This window comes from Paracidovorax avenae ATCC 19860 (genome assembly GCF_000176855.2).
GTDB lineage: Bacteria > Pseudomonadota > Gammaproteobacteria > Burkholderiales > Burkholderiaceae_C > Paracidovorax > Paracidovorax avenae.
Genome location: NC_015138.1, coordinates 3,991,005 through 4,008,174, shown reverse-complemented (window position 1 = coordinate 4,008,174; position 17,170 = coordinate 3,991,005). Strand labels below are relative to the sequence as shown.

The 17,170-nt window shown below is 68.5% G+C and carries 17 protein-coding genes and 1 tRNA gene; 3 read left to right on the top strand and 15 right to left on the bottom strand.

Annotated elements, in window-relative coordinates; genetic code table 11:
* The first annotated feature begins 35 nt into the window (after positions 1-35).
* Together gabD and yjjJ are read left to right on the top strand one after the other, a co-directional pair.
* On the top strand, positions 36-1,496 hold the full coding sequence (gene gabD / locus ACAV_RS17520; RefSeq protein WP_013595922.1) for an NADP-dependent succinate-semialdehyde dehydrogenase: 1,461 nt from the start codon (positions 36-38) through the stop codon (positions 1,494-1,496).
* 68 nt (positions 1,497-1,564) lie between these two features.
* Positions 1,565-2,902 carry a type II toxin-antitoxin system HipA family toxin YjjJ gene (yjjJ, locus tag ACAV_RS17515; RefSeq protein ID WP_013595921.1) on the top strand — a complete coding sequence of 446 codons (1,338 nt, stop codon included), beginning with the start codon at positions 1,565-1,567 and terminating at the stop codon, positions 2,900-2,902.
* 33 nt (positions 2,903-2,935) lie between these two features.
* Here the strand turns inward: yjjJ and ACAV_RS17510 are convergent, their stop codons facing one another.
* From ACAV_RS17510 to ACAV_RS17475, 8 genes are all read right to left on the bottom strand, one after another.
* Positions 2,936-3,541, bottom strand: a complete 606-nt coding sequence (locus tag ACAV_RS17510; protein WP_041828812.1) for a hypothetical protein — start codon at positions 3,539-3,541, stop codon at positions 2,936-2,938.
* A gap of 43 nt (positions 3,542-3,584) precedes the next feature.
* Positions 3,585-5,072 (bottom strand): ABC transporter substrate-binding protein, encoded by a 1,488-nt coding sequence (locus ACAV_RS17505; RefSeq protein WP_013595919.1) that lies wholly within the window; start codon positions 5,070-5,072, stop codon positions 3,585-3,587.
* A gap of 89 nt (positions 5,073-5,161) precedes the next feature.
* Positions 5,162-6,424, bottom strand: coding sequence for a type II toxin-antitoxin system HipA family toxin (locus ACAV_RS17500; protein ID WP_013595918.1), 1,263 nt, complete (start codon positions 6,422-6,424; stop codon positions 5,162-5,164).
* Positions 6,421-6,894: a helix-turn-helix transcriptional regulator gene (locus ACAV_RS17495; protein ID WP_013595917.1), complete on the bottom strand. Its 474-nt coding sequence runs from the start codon at positions 6,892-6,894 to the stop codon at positions 6,421-6,423. The genes ACAV_RS17500 and ACAV_RS17495 overlap by 4 nt, the downstream gene beginning before the upstream one ends.
* Before the next feature lie 76 nt (positions 6,895-6,970).
* The gene (locus ACAV_RS17490) at positions 6,971-7,777 is read right to left on the bottom strand and encodes an ATP-binding cassette domain-containing protein (protein WP_225981726.1); all 807 of its coding nucleotides are present in this window, start codon (positions 7,775-7,777) and stop codon (positions 6,971-6,973) included.
* Positions 7,778-7,821: 44 nt separating this feature from the next.
* A complete protein-coding gene (locus ACAV_RS17485) occupies positions 7,822-8,892 on the bottom strand; it encodes an ABC transporter ATP-binding protein (RefSeq protein ID WP_013595915.1) in 1,071 nt (356 codons plus the stop codon).
* Positions 8,893-8,909: 17 nt separating this feature from the next.
* Positions 8,910-9,797 carry an ABC transporter permease gene (locus tag ACAV_RS17480; protein WP_013595914.1) on the bottom strand — a complete coding sequence of 296 codons (888 nt, stop codon included), beginning with the start codon at positions 9,795-9,797 and terminating at the stop codon, positions 8,910-8,912.
* Positions 9,797-10,759 (bottom strand): ABC transporter permease, encoded by a 963-nt coding sequence (locus tag ACAV_RS17475; RefSeq protein ID WP_013595913.1) that lies wholly within the window; start codon positions 10,757-10,759, stop codon positions 9,797-9,799. Before ACAV_RS17475 ends, ACAV_RS17480 begins: the two co-directional genes overlap by 1 nt.
* Before the next feature lie 182 nt (positions 10,760-10,941).
* Here ACAV_RS17475 and ACAV_RS17470 point away from each other — a divergent pair, with 182 nt between their 5' ends.
* A complete protein-coding gene (locus ACAV_RS17470) occupies positions 10,942-11,232 on the top strand; it encodes a YfhL family 4Fe-4S dicluster ferredoxin (RefSeq protein WP_013595912.1) in 291 nt (96 codons plus the stop codon).
* A gap of 33 nt (positions 11,233-11,265) precedes the next feature.
* Here ACAV_RS17470 and pth read toward each other — a convergent pair whose 3' ends face one another.
* The 7 genes from pth to ACAV_RS17435 all read right to left on the bottom strand — a co-directional run bounded on the left by pth (position 11,266) and on the right by ACAV_RS17435 (position 17,141).
* On the bottom strand, positions 11,266-11,907 hold the full coding sequence (pth, locus tag ACAV_RS17465) for an aminoacyl-tRNA hydrolase (protein ID WP_013595911.1): 642 nt from the start codon (positions 11,905-11,907) through the stop codon (positions 11,266-11,268).
* Between the two features lie 128 nt (positions 11,908-12,035).
* Positions 12,036-12,668 (bottom strand): 50S ribosomal protein L25/general stress protein Ctc, encoded by a 633-nt coding sequence (locus tag ACAV_RS17460; protein ID WP_013595910.1) that lies wholly within the window; start codon positions 12,666-12,668, stop codon positions 12,036-12,038.
* 165 nt (positions 12,669-12,833) lie between these two features.
* Positions 12,834-13,793: a ribose-phosphate pyrophosphokinase gene (locus tag ACAV_RS17455; RefSeq protein ID WP_013595909.1), complete on the bottom strand. Its 960-nt coding sequence runs from the start codon at positions 13,791-13,793 to the stop codon at positions 12,834-12,836.
* Positions 13,794-13,837: 44 nt separating this feature from the next.
* Positions 13,838-13,914: transfer RNA gene (locus ACAV_RS17450), tRNA-Gln, on the bottom strand.
* A 31-nt stretch (positions 13,915-13,945) separates the two neighbouring features.
* Positions 13,946-14,803, bottom strand: a complete 858-nt coding sequence (gene ispE, locus ACAV_RS17445) for a 4-(cytidine 5'-diphospho)-2-C-methyl-D-erythritol kinase (protein WP_013595908.1) — start codon at positions 14,801-14,803, stop codon at positions 13,946-13,948.
* 8 nt (positions 14,804-14,811) lie between these two features.
* Positions 14,812-15,336 carry a lipoprotein insertase outer membrane protein LolB gene (locus ACAV_RS17440; RefSeq protein WP_174270278.1) on the bottom strand — a complete coding sequence of 175 codons (525 nt, stop codon included), beginning with the start codon at positions 15,334-15,336 and terminating at the stop codon, positions 14,812-14,814.
* On the bottom strand, positions 15,333-17,141 hold the full coding sequence (locus ACAV_RS17435) for a tetratricopeptide repeat protein (RefSeq protein WP_013595906.1): 1,809 nt from the start codon (positions 17,139-17,141) through the stop codon (positions 15,333-15,335). Before ACAV_RS17435 ends, ACAV_RS17440 begins: the two co-directional genes overlap by 4 nt.
* Between the last annotated feature and the right edge of the window lie 29 nt (positions 17,142-17,170).

The following is a 17,170-nucleotide window of genomic DNA, read 5'->3' as shown; positions in this document are numbered from 1 at the left end:
GACGGCGGCTCCGTTCTTTTCCAGGAGACCCTTGCATGCTGAAGCTCAAGAACCCTGGCCTGCTGCGCGAGCAGGCCTATCTGGACGGCCAGTGGGTGGACGCCGACGACGGCGGCACCATCGACGTCACCAATCCCGCCACGGGCGACACCGTGGCCCGGGTACCGCGCATGGGCGCGGCCGAGGCCCGCCGCGCCATCGAGGCCGCGAACCGAGCCTGGGGGCCCTGGCGCCGGAAGACCGCCAAGGAGCGCGCCGCCATCCTGCGCCGCTGGAACGACCTCATGCTGGCGAACACCGACGACCTGGCCGCGATCATGACCGCGGAGCAGGGCAAGCCGCTGGCCGAGGCCAGGGGCGAGGTCACCTATGCGGCCTCCTTCATCGAATGGTTCGCGGAAGAGGGCAAGCGCGTACACGGCGATACCCTCGCCTCGCCCGCGGCCGACAAGCGCATCGTGGTGCTCAAGGAGCCGATCGGCGTCTGCGCAGCCATCACGCCGTGGAACTTTCCTGCCGCGATGATCACGCGCAAGGCCGGCCCGGCGCTCGCGGCCGGCTGCCCCATGGTGCTCAAGCCCGCCAGCGCCACGCCGCTCTCGGCACTCGCCCTCGCGGTGCTGGCCGAGGAAGCCGGCGTGCCGCCCGGCGTGTTCAGCGTGCTCACCGGCAGCTCCGGCGACATCGGTGGCGAGATGACCTCCAACCCGCTGGTGCGCAAGCTCACCTTCACCGGCTCCACCGAAACCGGCCGCGCCCTGATGCGACAGAGCGCCGACACGATCAAGAAGCTCTCGCTGGAGCTGGGCGGCAACGCGCCCTTCATCGTGTTCGACGATGCCGACCTGGACGCGGCCGTGCAGGGCGCCATCGCCTCCAAGTTCCGCAACGCCGGCCAGACCTGCGTGTGCGCCAACCGCATCTACGTGCAGGCCGGCGTGTACGACGCCTTTGCCAACAAGCTGGCCGAGGCCGTGCGTCGCCTGAAGGTCGGCAATGGCATGGACGAAGGCGTGGAGCAGGGCCCGCTCATCGACGATGCCGCCGTGAAGAAGGTGCAGGAGCACCTGCAGGACGCCGTGGCCAAGGGCGCGCGCATCCTCACGGGTGGCAAGCCGCATGCGCTGGGCGGCACCTTCTTCGAGCCCACCGTGCTGACCGGCGCCACGCCGCAGATGCAGCTCTCGCGCGAAGAGACGTTCGGCCCGGTCGCGCCGCTCTTCCGGTTCGAATCCGACGAAGAGGCCATCCGCCTGGCCAACGACACCGAGTTCGGCCTGGCGAGCTACTTCTACAGCCGCGACATCCAGCGCGTCTGGCGCGTCGCCGAATCGCTCGAATACGGCATCGTGGGCATCAACACCGGCTTGATCTCGAACGAGGTCGGCCCGTTCGGCGGCGTGAAGCAGTCGGGCCTGGGGCGCGAAGGCTCGCACTACGGCATCGATGACTACGTGGTCATCAAGTACCTGTGCCTGGGTGGAATGGCGTCGTGAAACTGCATTGCAAAATGGTCTGACGGAATAGAATATCCATTCATTTATCTATTCATTAATCCATTCAAATGCACTCTGACGCGCTGCGCCTGGCGCTGCGGAAGGGGCCCCAAACCGCGCGTGCGCTGTCCGAGCGCCTGCGCGTGAGCCAGCCGACCATCTCCCGGGCGATCGCAGTGCTGGGCGACGAGGTGCTGCGGCTGGGCAGGGCCCGATCTATTCAGTATGTGCTGCGCGATCTCTCTCGCGGCCATGCCGCCATTCCCGTCCACCGCGTGGATACCGAAGGACGCACGCGCTGGCTGGGCGATCTGTTGCCAGTGCATCCGGACGGTTATGTCATGCAGCAGGCCGATGGCGTGGCGCGGCACAGCGACGGTCTCCCGTGGTGGCTCTTCGATATGCGGCCCCAGGGCTACCTGGGGCGGGCATTTCTGCTTCGCCACGGCGGCGCCCTTGGGCTTCCGCAGCGGCTCTCGGACTGGTCGGACAAGGATGTCGTGCGCGCCCTGATCTCCCAGGGAGGTGATCCCGTGGGCAACCTGCTGCTTGGCGACACTGCAGTCCACCAGTTCGTGCACGGTCCGGCCCCCGTGCCGATCCCCCTGCAAGACAAGGCAGCTGCATACGCAGCGCTTGCCGATGCGGCAGCGCGGGGCGAAGTGCCCGGATCTTCCGCCGGTGGGGAGCAGCCGAAATTCATCGCCTTTGCCGAGACCACCTCAGGCCCCCGGCACGTGCTGGTGAAATTCACCGAGGCCGAGCCCGGCCCTGTGAGCGAGCGCTGGCGCGACCTGCTGCTGGCCGAGCATCTCGCCCTGAATGTGCTGTCGGACGCCGGGATTCCGGCGTCCCGCACTGCCGTGATCGACCATGCGGGACAGCGGTTCCTTGAGGTGGAGCGATTCGACCGTGCGGGGCCGACAGGGCGAATCGGCCTTTTCTCGCTGGCCGCGCTGGACGCCGAGTTCGTGGGCCAGGGCACAGGCGGCTGGCCGTCGATCGTTCAGGCGCTGGTCCGGCAGCGGTGCGTGTCCCCCGAAGCGGTGGATATGGCCAGCCGGCTCTGGGCGTTCGGCACGCTGATCGGCAATACCGACATGCATACCGGCAACCTTTCATTCATTTCCGGGCAGGGGCGGCCATATGCGCTCGCGCCGGCGTACGACATGACCCCGATGGCGTTCGCACCGCGCCGCGGCGGGGGCGTGCCGGCAGCGGTGCCCGATCCTGTCATCCTGCCCGCTGTGCCTTCGAGGATATGGAGGGATGCCGTCCTGATGGCCCGGCAGTATCTGGCCGCGCTGCGTGGCGTTCCGGGTTTCAGCGATCGCTTCACTGCGTGTGTGCACGCGCTGCAAGCCCATGTGGATACCGCCGCCGCACGAATCGCAAGGCTGGGCTAGCGCGGCGGCAGGCGCAGGCCCGCGACCGGCCGCTCAGGCCTCCACCAGCGCCAGGTAGGCCCGCCGCGTTTCCGGCGATACCGATTCCACCAGCTGCTGGTGCGGCGTGCGGTGGCGGGCCACCATGCGCGCCGAGGCTACCGTCTTCGACTTGCAGAACCAGTGGCAGGTGTGCTGCATCAGCAGCAGTTCCGCCGTCAGCGTGAAGGCTTTGTCGCGCTGCGTGAGGCCGGCATCGTTGCGTACGCCGCGCGCGATGCCCTGCGCATGGACGACGAACACCTGCCGCAGGTCGAACGATGCCGCGGGAAACAGCTGCAGCGCGAAGGGCAGGGCCACCGGAATGCGGCTCACGCGCGTCTTCTCCGGCGGTATCTGCGAAAACTCCGCCGCGAAGCGCTGGAACTGCTCCGCCAGTTGCTGCTCCGTGGTGCGCAGCAACTGCCAGATCTGGTCGCGCCGCGCTTCTTCCTTCTCGCCGAGCGCCCGCAGATAGCCCTCCAGCAGGTTCTCCATGAGCTTTTCGATCTGGTAGTTCGCCAGGTGGCGGGCGAGCAGGCCGATGCGGCGGCGCTGCTGCCGCAGGTTCAGCATGTGCACGCCGGCGGCGATGAAGGCCGCCATGATCAGGGTATCCATTCGGTGGTGGTATCCAGGGGAAGGTGGGGTCGGAAAAAAAGGGTCACGCCCACGACAGCGCCGACAGGTCGTTGGCGAAGATGGGCATGTCCTTCCACAGGCCGCGCAGGTTGCGGTTCGCCACCGTGGCCCATTGCGCCTGGTAGAGGAAGGCGTGCACGCAGTCCTCCGCCAGCAACCGCTGCGCATCGCCCAGCAGCCGGGCCCGGTCGGCGGGCTGGGCTGTGTTCCTGATCTGCTCGTAGAGCGCGTCGAACCGCGGCGAACGGTATCCCCAGTAGTAGTCGGGCTTGGCGAAATTGCCCAGGTCGAAGGGCTCCACGTGGGAAATCAGCGTGAGGTCGTAGTTCTTGTTGGCATAGGTGCCGCTCAGCCACTGCGCCCATTCCACGTTCCGCGGCTTCGCCACGATGCCCACCTTGGCCAGCTGCGCCGCGATCACTTCCCCGCCCTGGCGCGCATAGGGCGTGGGGGGCAGTGTCATCGTGAGCTCGAGCGGCGTCTTCACCCCGGCCTCTGCCAGCAGCCGGCGGGCCTTGTCGGGGTCGTAGGGGTTGATTCCCGTGGTGTCCACGTAGCCGAATGCGCCCGGCACGTAATGGCTGCCGATGGGAACGCCCAGCCCGTCCGCGCCGCCCTGGATCACCGCCTTGCGGTCGATGGCCGCCGCGATGGCCCGGCGCACGCGCACGTCGTCCAGCGGCTTGCGCTGGTTGTTGATCGCGAGGATGGTCTTGGCGCGCGAGCCGCTCACGATCACCTGGAAGCGCGGGTTGGCCTTGAACTGGGGCACGCTGCGGGGCGCCACGCGCGGGAACGCATCCACGTCGCCCGCCATCAGGGCCGCCACCTGGGCGGCAGGATCGGAGATGAAGCGGAACACCGCACGGCGGATCTTCGCCGTGCCCGGCGTGCGGTAGCCGTCCCATGCGGACAGCGTGACGGACGCTCCCTGGCTCCAGGCCGTGAACTGATAGGGCCCCGTGCCCACCGGCCGCACGCCGTTGCCCTCCGCACTCGTGGGCTCCACGATCGCGGCCGTGGCCTGGCCGAGCAGGAACAGCAGGTCGGGATCGATCTCCTTGCCGATGACGGTCACCGTGTGCTCGTCCACCACCTGCGTGGCGAGGTTCGCGAAGGTGCGCTTGTCCTTGTTGGTGCTTCTCTCGCCGGACGCGCGGTCGAAGGAATACTTCACCGCCGCGGCATTGAACGGAACGCCATTGTGGAATTTCACGCCCTGGCGCAGGTGGAACGTGATGGTCTTCAGGTCCGGGGAGATATCCCACCGTTCCGCCAGCAGCGGGGAGGTGCTGCCGTCGGGGTTGATGCGGGTCAGCGTTTCGAACACGTTGTAGAGCGTGATCTCGCCGATGGCCGACGCCGCACCGGATGTCGGATCCAGGCCCGGCGGTTCCAGCGTCATCGCCAGCACGACGGTGTCCTTGCGGGGCTGGGCCAGGGCAGGCAGCGGCAGTGCCAGCGGCGAAGCGGCCGCTGCGGCGAGGAGGGTGCGTCGGTCGATGGGCATGGGCGTTGGTGTCTCCGGTCGGTCCGGGTGTGTTTGTACACCACGCGGCGCATTCCGCCCCGCCGGCCTGCATCACCAGGCCGTGCGGCTCAGAGAAATGCCTGCCTTTGCCGCCGCAGGGCGTCCCGGTCGATGCTGGCCTGCAGCACGTCCAGGTCGGCGTTGCACACCCCCTTGCGGGCGAAGTGGGCCTTCCATCCATCGACCGTGCGCGCCACCTGCTGTACCAGTTCCAAGGCCCTCGGCGCGCGGATGCCGAATTCGCTCAGTTCCGTCATGGCGTTGTCGAGGCTCGATTCGGCGCCGGCCGTGCCCACCGACATGGCCTGGTAGCCCAGGTTCTGCAACGTCGGCACCACGTCGTAGGCGGGCGAGAGTGCGTAATAGCCGTCGAAGTCCAGGCGCAGGCTGTGATTGCGTTCGTGGTCGTCAGTGTTGTCCATGAGGATGTTGAACACCATGCGCCTGAACAGCTCCTCCCGCTGAGCGGCCTGTGTATCCGGATGGCCGAGCCGCAGCAGGACGGTGGCCAGGGCCCCGTAACTCTCGTCCAGCCCTGCCGCGCGCAGTGCCGTCCGCGCCGAGATGCAATGCATGCGGTGGCGGCCGAGCCGGTCGAAGCGCTGGATCGTCAATGCGTGGCGGGCCTTGCCGTGGCGCGGCGGGACGGGCAGCACGCCCGTCTGTGCCACGTCGATGCCGGCCATCGCGGCCAGGGTCATGGTGGCGTGCTCGACCAGGGGCGTGTCCACCGTGTCGTCCAGTTCGCTGAACTTGACCAAGCATGGTCCTTCAGCGGTGTGCAGCAGGGCCTTGGGCCGCGCACCGCCCAGTGTGACCCCGGGCTGCAGAAGACGCCGCATGGCCTCCGTGACCGGGGCCTGGGTCTGCGCCTCGTCGATGGCCGCGCTCAGCATCCCCAGGTCCCGCAACTGCGGATAAGGGCCCAGTGTGCGCGGCACATACTGCCGGGCCGACACAGACACCCCCAGCGCCCCGAACCGGTCGTCGCCCGCGAACAGCAGCATCTCCAGGATCGACAGGCGCGCCGGTCGGTCGATATGGCGGATGATGCGCTCGCCCCAGCGGTCCGGCCGGGCATCGTCGATGGCGCCCGGTGCGCTGCCTTTCTCCGTCGCCGTGAATGGAGGGCCCGGCATGATGGGCAGGTCCTCGCTCAGCGGGAAATGCCACCAGCCCTCGTCGTACGAGAAAGTGGCGCAATCCGGCACCAGTTCCGACAGCCGCAGCGTGCCGACCTTCACCGGGTAGTCGGGGTTCACCAGGGCCCACAGGTGCAGTTCATCCTGCGGAACGTAGGTGCGCGGGTGGACAGGGCCGTTGTCGGTCATTCGCGTGGGAGCTTCGTGGGATGCAGCAGCGCCGCCAGCCCGGCCGCCTGGCTGGCAGCATCAGGGCCCGGCTCGGACACGCCGAATGCCGGAAGCGGCCCGGAGGCTCGCGGTACCCGAAGCCTGGCGGGTTCCCTGCCGTCGCGGGGCCGCGACGCGGGGCCGCGCGAGCGTGCCCGGGCCACCTCCCGTTCCAGCGCCGCCCGGTCATGCGCGGGGGCGGCCAGGTCCGCGAGCCCCTGCGCCTGGTTGATCAGCCACAGGCACATCACATAGGAGGCCATGGCCACGGAAGGATCTCCGCGCTCGATGCGCGCCATGGTGGGCTGCGATACCCCCAGCTTCCTGGCCCACTGCGCCTGCGTTTCACCGCGCCGCTTGCGGGCGGTGGCAATATTTTCGGCGAGCTGGCCGATCTGTTGCAGTACGGCCTGGGGATAGTCGGCAGGACGGGTGTTCTGGCGAGGCATTCATAGATGTTATCCGGATGCCATGAAAACGTAAATCTATGAATTAATTATCCATGGAAGCATGAGATGGCCGTTTCTAACGGCCATGGGCGGGAAGCACCCGAGGAACGGCTGCCACCAGTTCGCGGGTGTAGGGATGCACAGGGGACCTGAACAGCACTTCGGGGCTCCCGCGCTCCACGATGCGGCCTTCCCTGAGCACCACGACCTCGTCGCACAGATGGCGCACCACGGCCAGGTCGTGGCTGATGAGCAGCAAGGAAAGTCCGGCATGCTCCTGCAGGTCCTGCAGCAGGTTCAGCACCTGGGCCTGCACCGAGACGTCGAGCGCGCTCACCGGCTCGTCGGCCACGACCAGGGCCGGGCGGGTGACGATGGCCCGCGCGATCGCGATGCGCTGGCGCTGGCCCCCGGAAAACTCGTGCGGATACTTGCCCGCGTCGGCCGGGCGCAGGCCCACCTGGGCGAGCACTTCGGCCACGCGCTCGCGCTGCTGCGGGCGGGGCAGGCCTTCCAGCGCGGCCAGCGGTTCGGCCACGATGCGCTCCACGGTCATGCGCGGATCCAGCGAGCCATACGGGTCCTGGAACACCATCTGCACGTCGCGCCGTGCTGAGCGCAGGTCCGCCGCGCCGAGTGCGTGCAGATCGCGTCCCCGCAGCCGCACCTGGCCCGCGGTCGGCGTGTCCAGCGCCATCACGAGCCGTGCCAGCGTGGATTTGCCCGAACCCGATTCGCCCACCACGCCCAGGCTGCGGCCGGGCGCCAGCGTGAAATCCACGCCGTCCAGTGCCCGGAAGCGGGGCGCCGGCGTCCACAGGCGCTCGCGCGGCAGCGGGTAGTCGCGCACCAGGCCGCGCACTTCCAGCAGCGGTGCCGGCATGCCGTCCGCCTCTGCCGCAGCGCGGCCCTGGGTGTGTTGCCCGCTCACCGCCCTGCCTCCGCCGTCTGTGCTGCCTGTGCTGCCTTCACGGCTTCCAGCCGGATGCAGCGCGCATGGTGCGCCGGCCCTACGGCCACCGGCTCCGGCAAGCCGGCGTCGCAGTCCGGCACCGTGAAGGCGCAGCGGCCCGCGAATGGGCAGCCCGGTGGCAGCGCGCCGATCTCCGGCACCGTGCCGGGAATGGTCGGCAGCCGCGCCCGGCCGCTTCCATTTCCTCTTCCGGCCTCGTCCGCCCAGCGCGGCCGCGCGGCGAACAGCCCATGCGTGTAGGGATGGGCACGGTGCGCGAACACCTCGCGCGTCGGGCCGTCCTCGACCACGCTGCCGCCGTACATCACCAGCACCCGGTCCACGTTCTGCGCGACCACGCCCAGATCGTGCGAGATCAGCACCAGCGCCATGCCCCGCTCGGCCACGAGCCCCGCGATCAGCTCCAGGATCTGGCGCTGCACGGTGGCATCCAGCGCGGTCGTCGGTTCGTCGGCGATCAGCACGTCCGGCCCGCAGGCCAGCGCCATCGCGATGGTGATGCGCTGGCGCTGCCCGCCCGAGAATTCATGCGGATAGGCGTCGAAGCGCTGCGCTGCCCGCGGAATACCCACGCGGTCCAGCAATGCCACCGCCTGCATGCGCGCCTCGGCCCGCGCCAGGCCGAGGTGCCGTCGCAGCGGCTCGGCCACCTGCGCGCCGATGGTGTGCACGGGGTTGAGCGCCGTCATCGGCTCCTGGAACACCATCGCGATGCGCCGTCCGCGCAGGCGCGCCAGTTCGGACTCGGGCATGTCCAGCAATTCCTGGCCATCGAAGCGCACACGGCCCGTGGCCTGGGCGCCTTCGGGCAGCAGGCCCATGAGCGCCATCGCGGTGAGCGACTTCCCGCAGCCCGACTCGCCCACCAGGCCGAGCGTGCCGCCGCGTGCGAGCGTGAAATCCACCCCGCGCACCGCCCGCGCCATGCCGTGGCGGGTGGGCAGGTCCACCTGGAGGCCGCGCACCTCGAGCAGAGTGCCCGGAGCGGGAACATGGGAGGAGGGGAGGAACGTCCCGGAAGTCACTGGCGGTCCTTCTTCGCTCAGCGGCGGCGCGCCAGGCGTGGATCGAGCAGGTCGCGCAGCCCGTCGCCCAGCAGGTTCAATCCCAGCACCGCCAGCGCGATCGCCAGCCCGGGCCACACGGCCAGCAGGGGCGCCTGGTACATCAGCGTCTGCGCCTCGCTCAGCATCCGGCCCCAGGAAGGCTGCGGCGGCTGCGTGCCCAGGCCCAGGTAGGACAGGGCGGCTTCGGCCAGGATCGCCAGCGCGAACTGGATCGTCGCCTGCACGGTCAACACGGCGGCGATGTTGGGCAGCACGTGCTCCAGCGTGATGCGCCACGGGCCCTTGCCGCACGCGCGCGCCGCCAGCACGTATTCCCGCGCCCAGACGGCCTTGGCCGAGGCGCGCGCCACGCGTGCGAAGGTCGGGATGTTGAAGATGCCGATGGCGATGATCGAATTCACCACGCCGGCACCCCAGACGGCGGTCAGCATGATGGCCGAGAGGATGGCGGGAAACGCGAACGTGAAATCCGCCAGGCGCATCACCGCCTCTTCCACCCAGCCCCGCCGGGCCGCGGCCAGCAGCCCCAGCGCCGTGCCGGCCGTGAGCCCGATGCCCACCGCGATCACACCCACCAGGATCGAATTGCGCGCCCCCACGAGCAGCAGCGATGCCACATCGCGCCCATACGCGTCCGTGCCCAGCCAGTGTGCGGCTCCGGGCGGCAGGAGGGTCGCTCCCATGTCCATGTCGTTGGGCGACCCGGGCGTCCACGCGAAGGACAGCCCCGCCGCCAGCGCCATCAGCAGCGTCAGCGCAGCCCCGATGGCGAAGCTGGGATGCCGCAGGGCGCGACGCAGCCCGTCCGCCGCCGTGGCGGGGCGGGTGGCGGCGGGCCCGGGGGCGTGGATCGGCGGGCGCATCAGAGTCCGCTCGCTTTCACGCGGGGATCGATGGCCGCGTAGAGCAGGTCCACGGCGAAGTTCACCACGATCACCATGGCTGCCAGCAGCATCACGCAGTTGCGCACCACGACCAGGTCGCGGTTCGCGATCGACTGGAAGATCAGCCGGCCCAGCCCCGGCAGGTAGAAGACGTTTTCCACCACGATCGTGCCGGCCAGCAGGTTCGCGAACTGCAGTCCCATGACGGTGACCACGGGAATCATCGCGTTGCGCAACACGTGGCCCCAGAGCGCCGAACGCCGCGACATGCCCTTGGCCCGGGCCGTACGCACGAAATCCTCGCGCAGCACCTCCAGCACCGCAGAGCGCGTGATGCGCGCGAGGATGGCTGCCTGCACCACCGCCAGCGACACGGCGGGCAGTAGCAGCGCCTGCAGCGCCGCGAACGGGCCACCGCCCGATGCCTCCGTCCAGCCGGGAAATCCTCCCGCCGAGAACCACTGCAGCTTCACCGAGAACAGCAGGATCAACAGGATCGCGAACCAGAAATTGGGGATCGCGATGCCGATCTGCGCCAGCCCCATCACCCCCACGTCGCCCCAGCGGCGATGCCGGGATGCCGCGTACACCCCTGCCAGCAGCGCGAGCACGGTCGTGATCGCCATCGCCATCACCGCCAGCGGCACCGTGAGTGCCAGCCGTTCCAGGACCAGGTCGCGCACGGGCGTGCCGTAGGCCTGGCTGGTTCCCATGTCGCCCGACAGCAGGCCACCGATCCACTGCACGTAGCGCAGCGGCGCGGGCTGGTCCAGCCCCAGCCGGGCGGCCAGGGCCGCCACCGCCTCGGGTGACGCGTCGGGGCCCATCATCACCTGCGCGGCATTGCCGGGCAGGATCTCCAGCACCAGGAACACGACCACCGATGCCCCGGCGAGCGTGGCGGCGAACGTGAGCAGGCGCTTGAGCAAGAACGGTCCCATGGAGGCGGCGGTCGTGGGCGTGGGCGTGAAACGCGCAGCATAGCGGCAAACCGCACGGGGTCGCCGTCCCGTGCCGTGTGCGCATCCCCTGGCGCGGCATGGGGATGGAGGGCTGGGATAATCCTGCGCATGACGCCCGTTTCCCGCACGCCCGCCGTGCGCCGTTCCGCCCGGAGGCACCCATGGCCCTGATGATCACCGACGAGTGCATCAACTGCGACGTGTGCGAGCCCGAGTGCCCCAACCACGCCATCTACCTGGGCGAGGCCACCTACGAGATCGACCCGGACAAATGCACCGAGTGCGTGGGGCACTTCGACGAGCCACAGTGCGTGCAGATCTGCCCCGTGGCCTGCATTCCCGTGAATCCCCTGCACGCCGAGAGCCGCGAGACGCTCCTGCAGAAGTACCTGCGCCTGACCGGGGCAGCAGGTGCAGATCAACCGGCGCGCCCCTCCGAACTCCCCGAATAGAGCGCGGGGCCGTGCACCGCGGGGCGAATCCGCCTACTGGTTGCCGGGAGCTGCCGGCGCGTCCCCCGGCGCCGCAGCCGGCCGCGGGGGCTTCGGCCGCGGCGGTTTGGTCGTGTGCACCAGCAGCGTGGCCTTGTCCATGTCGCCGGCCAGCATGGCGGGCGCGGCTTTCAGCGAATGGGCAATGCTGTCCTCGATCAGCGTGCGGTGGTCGGGCGACGGCTTCTTGAGCACCCAGTTCGCCACCTCGGCCTTTACGCCCGGATGCCCGATCCCGATGCGCAGGCGCCAGTAGTCCGGCGAGCCCAGCTGGGCGTGGATGTCGCGCAGGCCGTTGTGCCCGGCGTGGCTGCCGCCGCGCTTGAGCTTGGCCTGTCCCGGAACGATGTCCAGCTCATCGTGCGCCACCAGGATTTCCTGCGGCTGTATCTTGAAGAAGCGGGCCAGCGCGGCCACCGACTTGCCCGAGAGGTTCATGAAGGTCTGCGGCTGCAGCAGCCACACGCTCTGCCCGTTCACGTTCGCCCGTGCGACCAGTCCGTGGTAGGCCCGCTCGGGCACGAGGTGCACCTTCAGGTCGCGGGCCAGCCCGTCGATCCACCAGAAGCCCGCGTTGTGCCGCGTGGCGTCGTAATCCGGCCCGGGGTTGCCCAGGCCCACAAACAGTTTGATCATGGTGCGCGCGATTATCCGGGGAGCGCCGGCAGGCACTTCAAAAAGCAACGGCCCACGCGCTCGCAAGCGGTGGGCCGTGGCCAGCGAAGGTGGCCCGCCAGGGGCCGCCTTCTGTCAGCGGGCAGGAATTACTTCTTGCCCTTCTTGGCGGGAGCGGGAGCCGGTGCGGCAGCGCCTTCGGCCGGAGCCTCGACTTCGGCCACCGGCGTCACCACGGACACCAGCACCGGGTTCTGCTGGCTGCCGCGCACCACGGCGGACACGCCGCGGGGCAGCTTGATGTCCTTCAGGTGCAGCGAACGGCCCTTTTCCAGCTTGCTCAGGTCCACGTTGATGAACTCGGGCAGGTCGGAGGGCATGCAGGACACGTCCAGTTCGGTCGCCACGGGGTTGACCATGCACTTGTCGATCTTCACGGCCGGGGATTCCTCGGCGCCGGAGAAGTGCAGCGGCACCTTCATGTGCAGCTTGGTCTTCTCGTCCACGCGCTGGAAGTCGATGTGCAGGACGAGTTGCTTGTAGGGGTGGTATTGCACGTCGCGCAGCAGGACCTTGCTGGTCTTGCCGGCCAGTTCCATGTCCAGCACGCTGGAGTGGAAGGCTTCCTTCTTCAGGGCGTGCCACAGGGCGTTGTGGTCCACCTCGATGAGTTGGGGTTCGGCGGAACCGCCATAGACGATGCCGGGCGTCTTGCCCGAATTGCGCAGACGGCGGCTCGCACCCGTACCTTGCTTTGCGCGCTCAAAAGCGACGAAGTTCATGTTTCACTCCTGTGGGGGCCTGCCGCGACCAGCGGGCCCTGCGTTGACAAAGACCCGCGCCGTCAAGGCCGCGGGCCGTAAAGGTTCCCGAACGCGCAAGCCTCCCGAAGGAGGCTTGGCATCGACTGCCCGGCCGGAAGGCCGGGGCAGGGGAGGATGGAATCCTCAGTCCGAGAACAGGCTCATCACCGACTCTCCCTTGGCGATGCGCTGGATCGTCTCGGCGATCAGCGGTGCCACGGAGAGCTGGCGAATCTTGGCGCATCCCTTCCCGGCTTCGCTCAGGGGGATGGTGTTGGTGACGACCACCTCGTCGAGCGCGTCGCCCTGGGAGATGCGGTCGATGGCGGGGCCCGAGAAGATCGGGTGCGTGCAATAGGCGTACACCTTCTTGGCACCGCGCTCCTTGAGGACCTCCGCGGCCTTCACGAGGGTGCCGGCCGTGTCGATCATGTCATCCATGATCACGCAGTTGCGGCCTTCGATCTCGCCGATCACGTGCATCACTTCCGAGACGTTGGCCTTCGGGCGGCGCTTGTCGATGATGGCCAGGTCGCAGCCGAGCTGCTTGGCCAGCGCACGCGCACGCACCACGCCGCCGACGTCGGGCGAGACGACGATGAGGTCTTCGTAGTTCTTCTGGCGCAGGTCGCCGAGCAGCACGGGGGACGCATAGATGTTGTCCACCGGGATGTCGAAGAAGCCCTGGATCTGGTCGGCGTGCAGGTCCATGGTCAGCACGCGGGCGACGCCGACGGCCTGCAGCATGTTGGCCACGACCTTGGCAGAGATCGGCACGCGCGTGGAGCGCGGGCGGCGGTCCTGGCGGGCATAGCCGAAGTAGGGGATCACGGCACTGATGCGCTCGGCAGATGCACGCTTGAGCGCATCGACCATGATCAGCAGTTCCATGAGGTTTTCGTTCGTGGGAGCGCAGGTGGACTGCACCACGAACACGTCGCGTGCGCGGACGTTCTGCTTGATTTCCACGGTGACTTCTCCGTCGGAGAAGCGTGCCACATCGATGGCGCCGAGGCTGGTGCCGAGATGCCGGGCGATATCAGCGGCCATGCCTGGATTGGCATTGCCGGTGAAAACCATGAAGTCGGGGTGGTTGGCTTGCATGCGAGACCCAGCAGTCTGAAGTAAATGCCCGAAGCGAAAAGCTTTGGCAGGGGAAGAAGGATTCGAACCTTCGCATGCCGGAATCAAAATCCGGTGCCTTAACCAGCTTGGCGACTCCCCTACACAGGTTGACTGCCTGATGGCAATCCACCTCAATCTTCATCTGCTGCCCACCCTGCGAGGGGGTGGAGCCTCAGATTATCACATACTTTTGCCCTCCATCCGGTGGGCAGATCGAATAAATCGATCGCATGTGTCATTTGCGCAAACACCGCACTTCCCGAGCCGGTCATCCTCGCCTGCAATCCCTTGTGCTCCAGCCAGCGGATGGCTTCGGAGACCTCGGGGCAGAGCAGTTCTGCGACCGGCTGCAGAACGTTTTTACCAAATTGGTAGTGTGCTGCAGCAAAGCCTGAGATTGTAGCACGCTCTGAATTGCGTTCCAGCGAAGGAGACGAAAAAATCGATTTCGTATCCAGTCCGGCTTCGGGCTTGACCACCACGAACCGGCTCTCCGGCAGCGCGTGCACGTTCTCGAGCGGCGTGATTGTCTCACCGATTCCCTCGACCCAGGCGTTCCTGCCGCGCAAAAAGAAGGGAATGTCGGCGCCGAGCGACAGGCCGATGCGCTCGAGCGACACGCGGCCCAGGCCCAGGCCCCAGAGCCGGTTGAGGGCGAGCAGCGTGGTCGCCGCGTCAGAGGAGCCGCCACCCATGCCGGCCTGCGCGGGGATGGACTTCTCCAGGATGATGTGCGCGCCCTGCCGCGTGCCCGTGGCCTCCTGCAGCGCCCGCGCCGCGCGGGTGCAGAGGTCGTCGGCAGGCAGCCCGGCACCCGTGTCTTCCCGGCTGATCCCGCCGTCCGCGCGCAGTTCGAAATGCAGCGTGTCGCACCAGTCGATCAGCATGAAGGCCGACTGCAGCAGGTGGTAGCCGTCAGGCCTGCGCCCGGTGATGTGCAGGAACAGGTTGAGCTTTGCCGGGGCGGGCAGGTCGTGGAGCGCGCGCATGGATCGGCTCAGCGGTCCAGCACGATGCGCAGCGTGGCCTCCGGCAGCGGACTCTGGCGCTGGGCGGTCAGCCGGCCGTCATCCAGCCGGCTGGTATCGACCGTCCAGCCGGGGACTGCCACGGCGTCGCCATCGAGCCAGGCGAAGAGCGCGGCGACGGGCAGGGCGCTGCCCGTCAGCTCGAGCACCAGCGCGTCGAGCGATGGGGAGGTGCGGCGTTCGCCGCCCTTTTGAAGCACGGCGCCGGCAGGCGACCATTCCAGGGTGGCGAGCACGTTGCCCAGGGGATTCAGGAGCACGAGTTCTCCGTGCTGAGGTCCGCCACTCAGCTCGAACCCGGCGCTGACCGGGTTCACTGCGGGGTCATCCACCTGCAGCGCCATGCGGCCGTTCCATCGCCGGGTACCCGCCTGCTCCGCGGTCCTGGACGGACGGGGCGGGCTGGCGCATCCCGCCAGCACCAGGGCGCATCCGGCCAGGGCTCCGACCAGGCTGCGGCGCAGCGGCATCGCCGGCAAGGGCGCCGCCCTCACGGCACGGCCTTCAGCCGCTTGATGGTTTCCTGCAGCGTCTCGTTGTCCTTGTTCAGCTGGAGCCCGGTGCGCCAGACCTCCAGGGCCCTGGAGCGTTCGCCCATGGTCCACAGCACCTCGCCCAGGTGGGCCGCGATCTCGGGATCGGGCTGGCGCTGGAAGGCATCGCCCAGCAGGCGCGCCGCCTCGGCATGGTTGCCCAGGCGGAACTCCACCCAGCCCAGGCTGTCGGTGATGAACGGGTCCTTGGGCGCGTAGGTCAGGGCCTTCTGGATCAGCTGACGGGCCTCCTGGAGGCGGATGCCGCGCTCGGCCAGCGAATAGCCGAGCGCGTTGTAGGCGTGGTGGTAGTCGGGGCGCTTTTCGATGATCTGGCGAAGCAGCCGCTCCATGCCAGCCAGGTCGCCGGCCTTCTCGGCCAGCATGGCCTGGTCGTATGCCAGGTCGTAGTCTTCGGGCGCCATGGCGACGGCCTTGCCCTGCACCTCGAAAGCCTTCTGGTATTGCTTGGCGTCGCGCAGCAGCTGCGCCTCGGCCACGAGCTTCTGGCGTTCTTCCAGCGGATTGCGGGCCGGCAGGCGGCGGATCAGTGCGATGCCTTCGTCCAGCTTGCCCTGCCGTGCCAGGAGCGAAGCGCGCCGCGTCTGGGCGGCCAGGAGTTCGGCCGAGTTCTCGATCTTGCCCAGCCAGGCTTCCGCCTGGGCGAGGTCACCGCGCTTTTCGGCGATCTGCGAACGCAGCAGGTAGGCCTGGCCGATGGCGGCCTTGCGCGGGTCCGCGGGCGGATAGGACTGCAGCAGGCGTTCGAACTGCTCAAGCGCCGCTTCGGATTCCTGCAGCCGGTCGGATTGCAGGGCCAGGGTTGCCTTCAGCAGCCAGGCCTCGGCCATGTCCGGGGCTTCCCGCGTGAGCAGGTCCACCTGCGTCCCGGCTTCGGAATAGCGCTGCAGGTTGAGGAGGACGCCCGCATAGGCCATGCGGATCTCCGGCTGGGGCTTGCCGCCGCCCATGTAGCGGGCCACCAGCGGCTCGGCGTCGGCTTCTCCTGCTTCCATGAGCTGCAGCGAGAGCAGCGCCGCGGCGTCCAGCGTGGGTTCCTGCGCCAGGGCTTTGCGGGCGGCCTCGAGCGCGCCCTTGCGGTCGCCGGCGGCAAGCCGCATCCGTCCCAGCGCCGTCCAGGCGAGCGGGCCGGCCGCCGGGTTCTCCAGCTGGTCCGCCAGGGCCTTCTCGACGATGGCGGCCGCGGCGGCCTTGTCCGGTGCGCGTCCGTACAGTTGCGGAATGGCCTGGAGGGTCAGCAGCCGGTCCTTCGCCGGGGACTGCGCCAGTTCCTGCCGCAGCAGGTCGCCCGTCTCGGGAATGCGGTTGAGCGCGATGAGGATCTGGAGCAGGTAGCGATTGGCCTCGCGCGACTGGGGCTGGGCTTCCTTCCAGGCGCGCGCGGCCGCCAGGGCGTATTCGCCGGAGCGCGACTGCAGGGCGATTTCCGTCGCGCGCCGGTAGAGCTGGGCATCGCCGCTGCGCCGGGCCGCCTCGAGCATGAGGGCATAGCCTGTGCCGGGGTCTCCCTGGCTGGTGCTCAGTTCGCCGACGAGGATGTCGTAGAACAGCTCGGCGTCCAGGGCTGCACGGGCTTCGCTGTTGGGGATGTTCTCCACCTGCAGTTCCGCCTGCGGGGCCCGCGCGGATGGAGGTGGGGGAGCAGCCGGTGCCGCGAAAGAGGGCGCCGCGACGGCACACAGTGCGCACAGGAATGCGGCACTCCGAAGTCGATGTGATTGCTCCATCGACTCATAATAATCCATGCCAGATACAGTTTCCGGAGCCCGACCAT

Coding starts and splice junctions, on each gene's coding strand:
- gabD (WP_013595922.1), top strand. CDS start 36: ATGCTGAAGCTCAAGAACCCTGGCCTGCTGCGCGAGCAGGCCTATCTG.
- yjjJ (WP_013595921.1), top strand. CDS start 1,565: ATGCACTCTGACGCGCTGCGCCTGGCGCTGCGGAAGGGGCCCCAAACC.
- ACAV_RS17510 (WP_041828812.1), bottom strand. CDS start 3,541: ATGGATACCCTGATCATGGCGGCCTTCATCGCCGCCGGCGTGCACATG.
- ACAV_RS17505 (WP_013595919.1), bottom strand. CDS start 5,072: ATGCCCATCGACCGACGCACCCTCCTCGCCGCAGCGGCCGCTTCGCCG.
- ACAV_RS17500 (WP_013595918.1), bottom strand. CDS start 6,424: ATGACCGACAACGGCCCTGTCCACCCGCGCACCTACGTTCCGCAGGAT.
- ACAV_RS17495 (WP_013595917.1), bottom strand. CDS start 6,894: ATGCCTCGCCAGAACACCCGTCCTGCCGACTATCCCCAGGCCGTACTG.
- ACAV_RS17490 (WP_225981726.1), bottom strand. CDS start 7,777: ATGCCGGCACCGCTGCTGGAAGTGCGCGGCCTGGTGCGCGACTACCCG.
- ACAV_RS17480 (WP_013595914.1), bottom strand. CDS start 9,797: ATGCGCCCGCCGATCCACGCCCCCGGGCCCGCCGCCACCCGCCCCGCC.
- ACAV_RS17475 (WP_013595913.1), bottom strand. CDS start 10,759: ATGGGACCGTTCTTGCTCAAGCGCCTGCTCACGTTCGCCGCCACGCTC.
- ACAV_RS17470 (WP_013595912.1), top strand. CDS start 10,942: ATGGCCCTGATGATCACCGACGAGTGCATCAACTGCGACGTGTGCGAG.
- pth (WP_013595911.1), bottom strand. CDS start 11,907: ATGATCAAACTGTTTGTGGGCCTGGGCAACCCCGGGCCGGATTACGAC.
- ACAV_RS17460 (WP_013595910.1), bottom strand. CDS start 12,668: ATGAACTTCGTCGCTTTTGAGCGCGCAAAGCAAGGTACGGGTGCGAGC.
- ACAV_RS17455 (WP_013595909.1), bottom strand. CDS start 13,793: ATGCAAGCCAACCACCCCGACTTCATGGTTTTCACCGGCAATGCCAAT.
- ispE (WP_013595908.1), bottom strand. CDS start 14,803: ATGCGCGCGCTCCACGACCTGCCCGCCCCGGCAAAGCTCAACCTGTTC.
- ACAV_RS17435 (WP_013595906.1), bottom strand. CDS start 17,141: ATGGATTATTATGAGTCGATGGAGCAATCACATCGACTTCGGAGTGCC.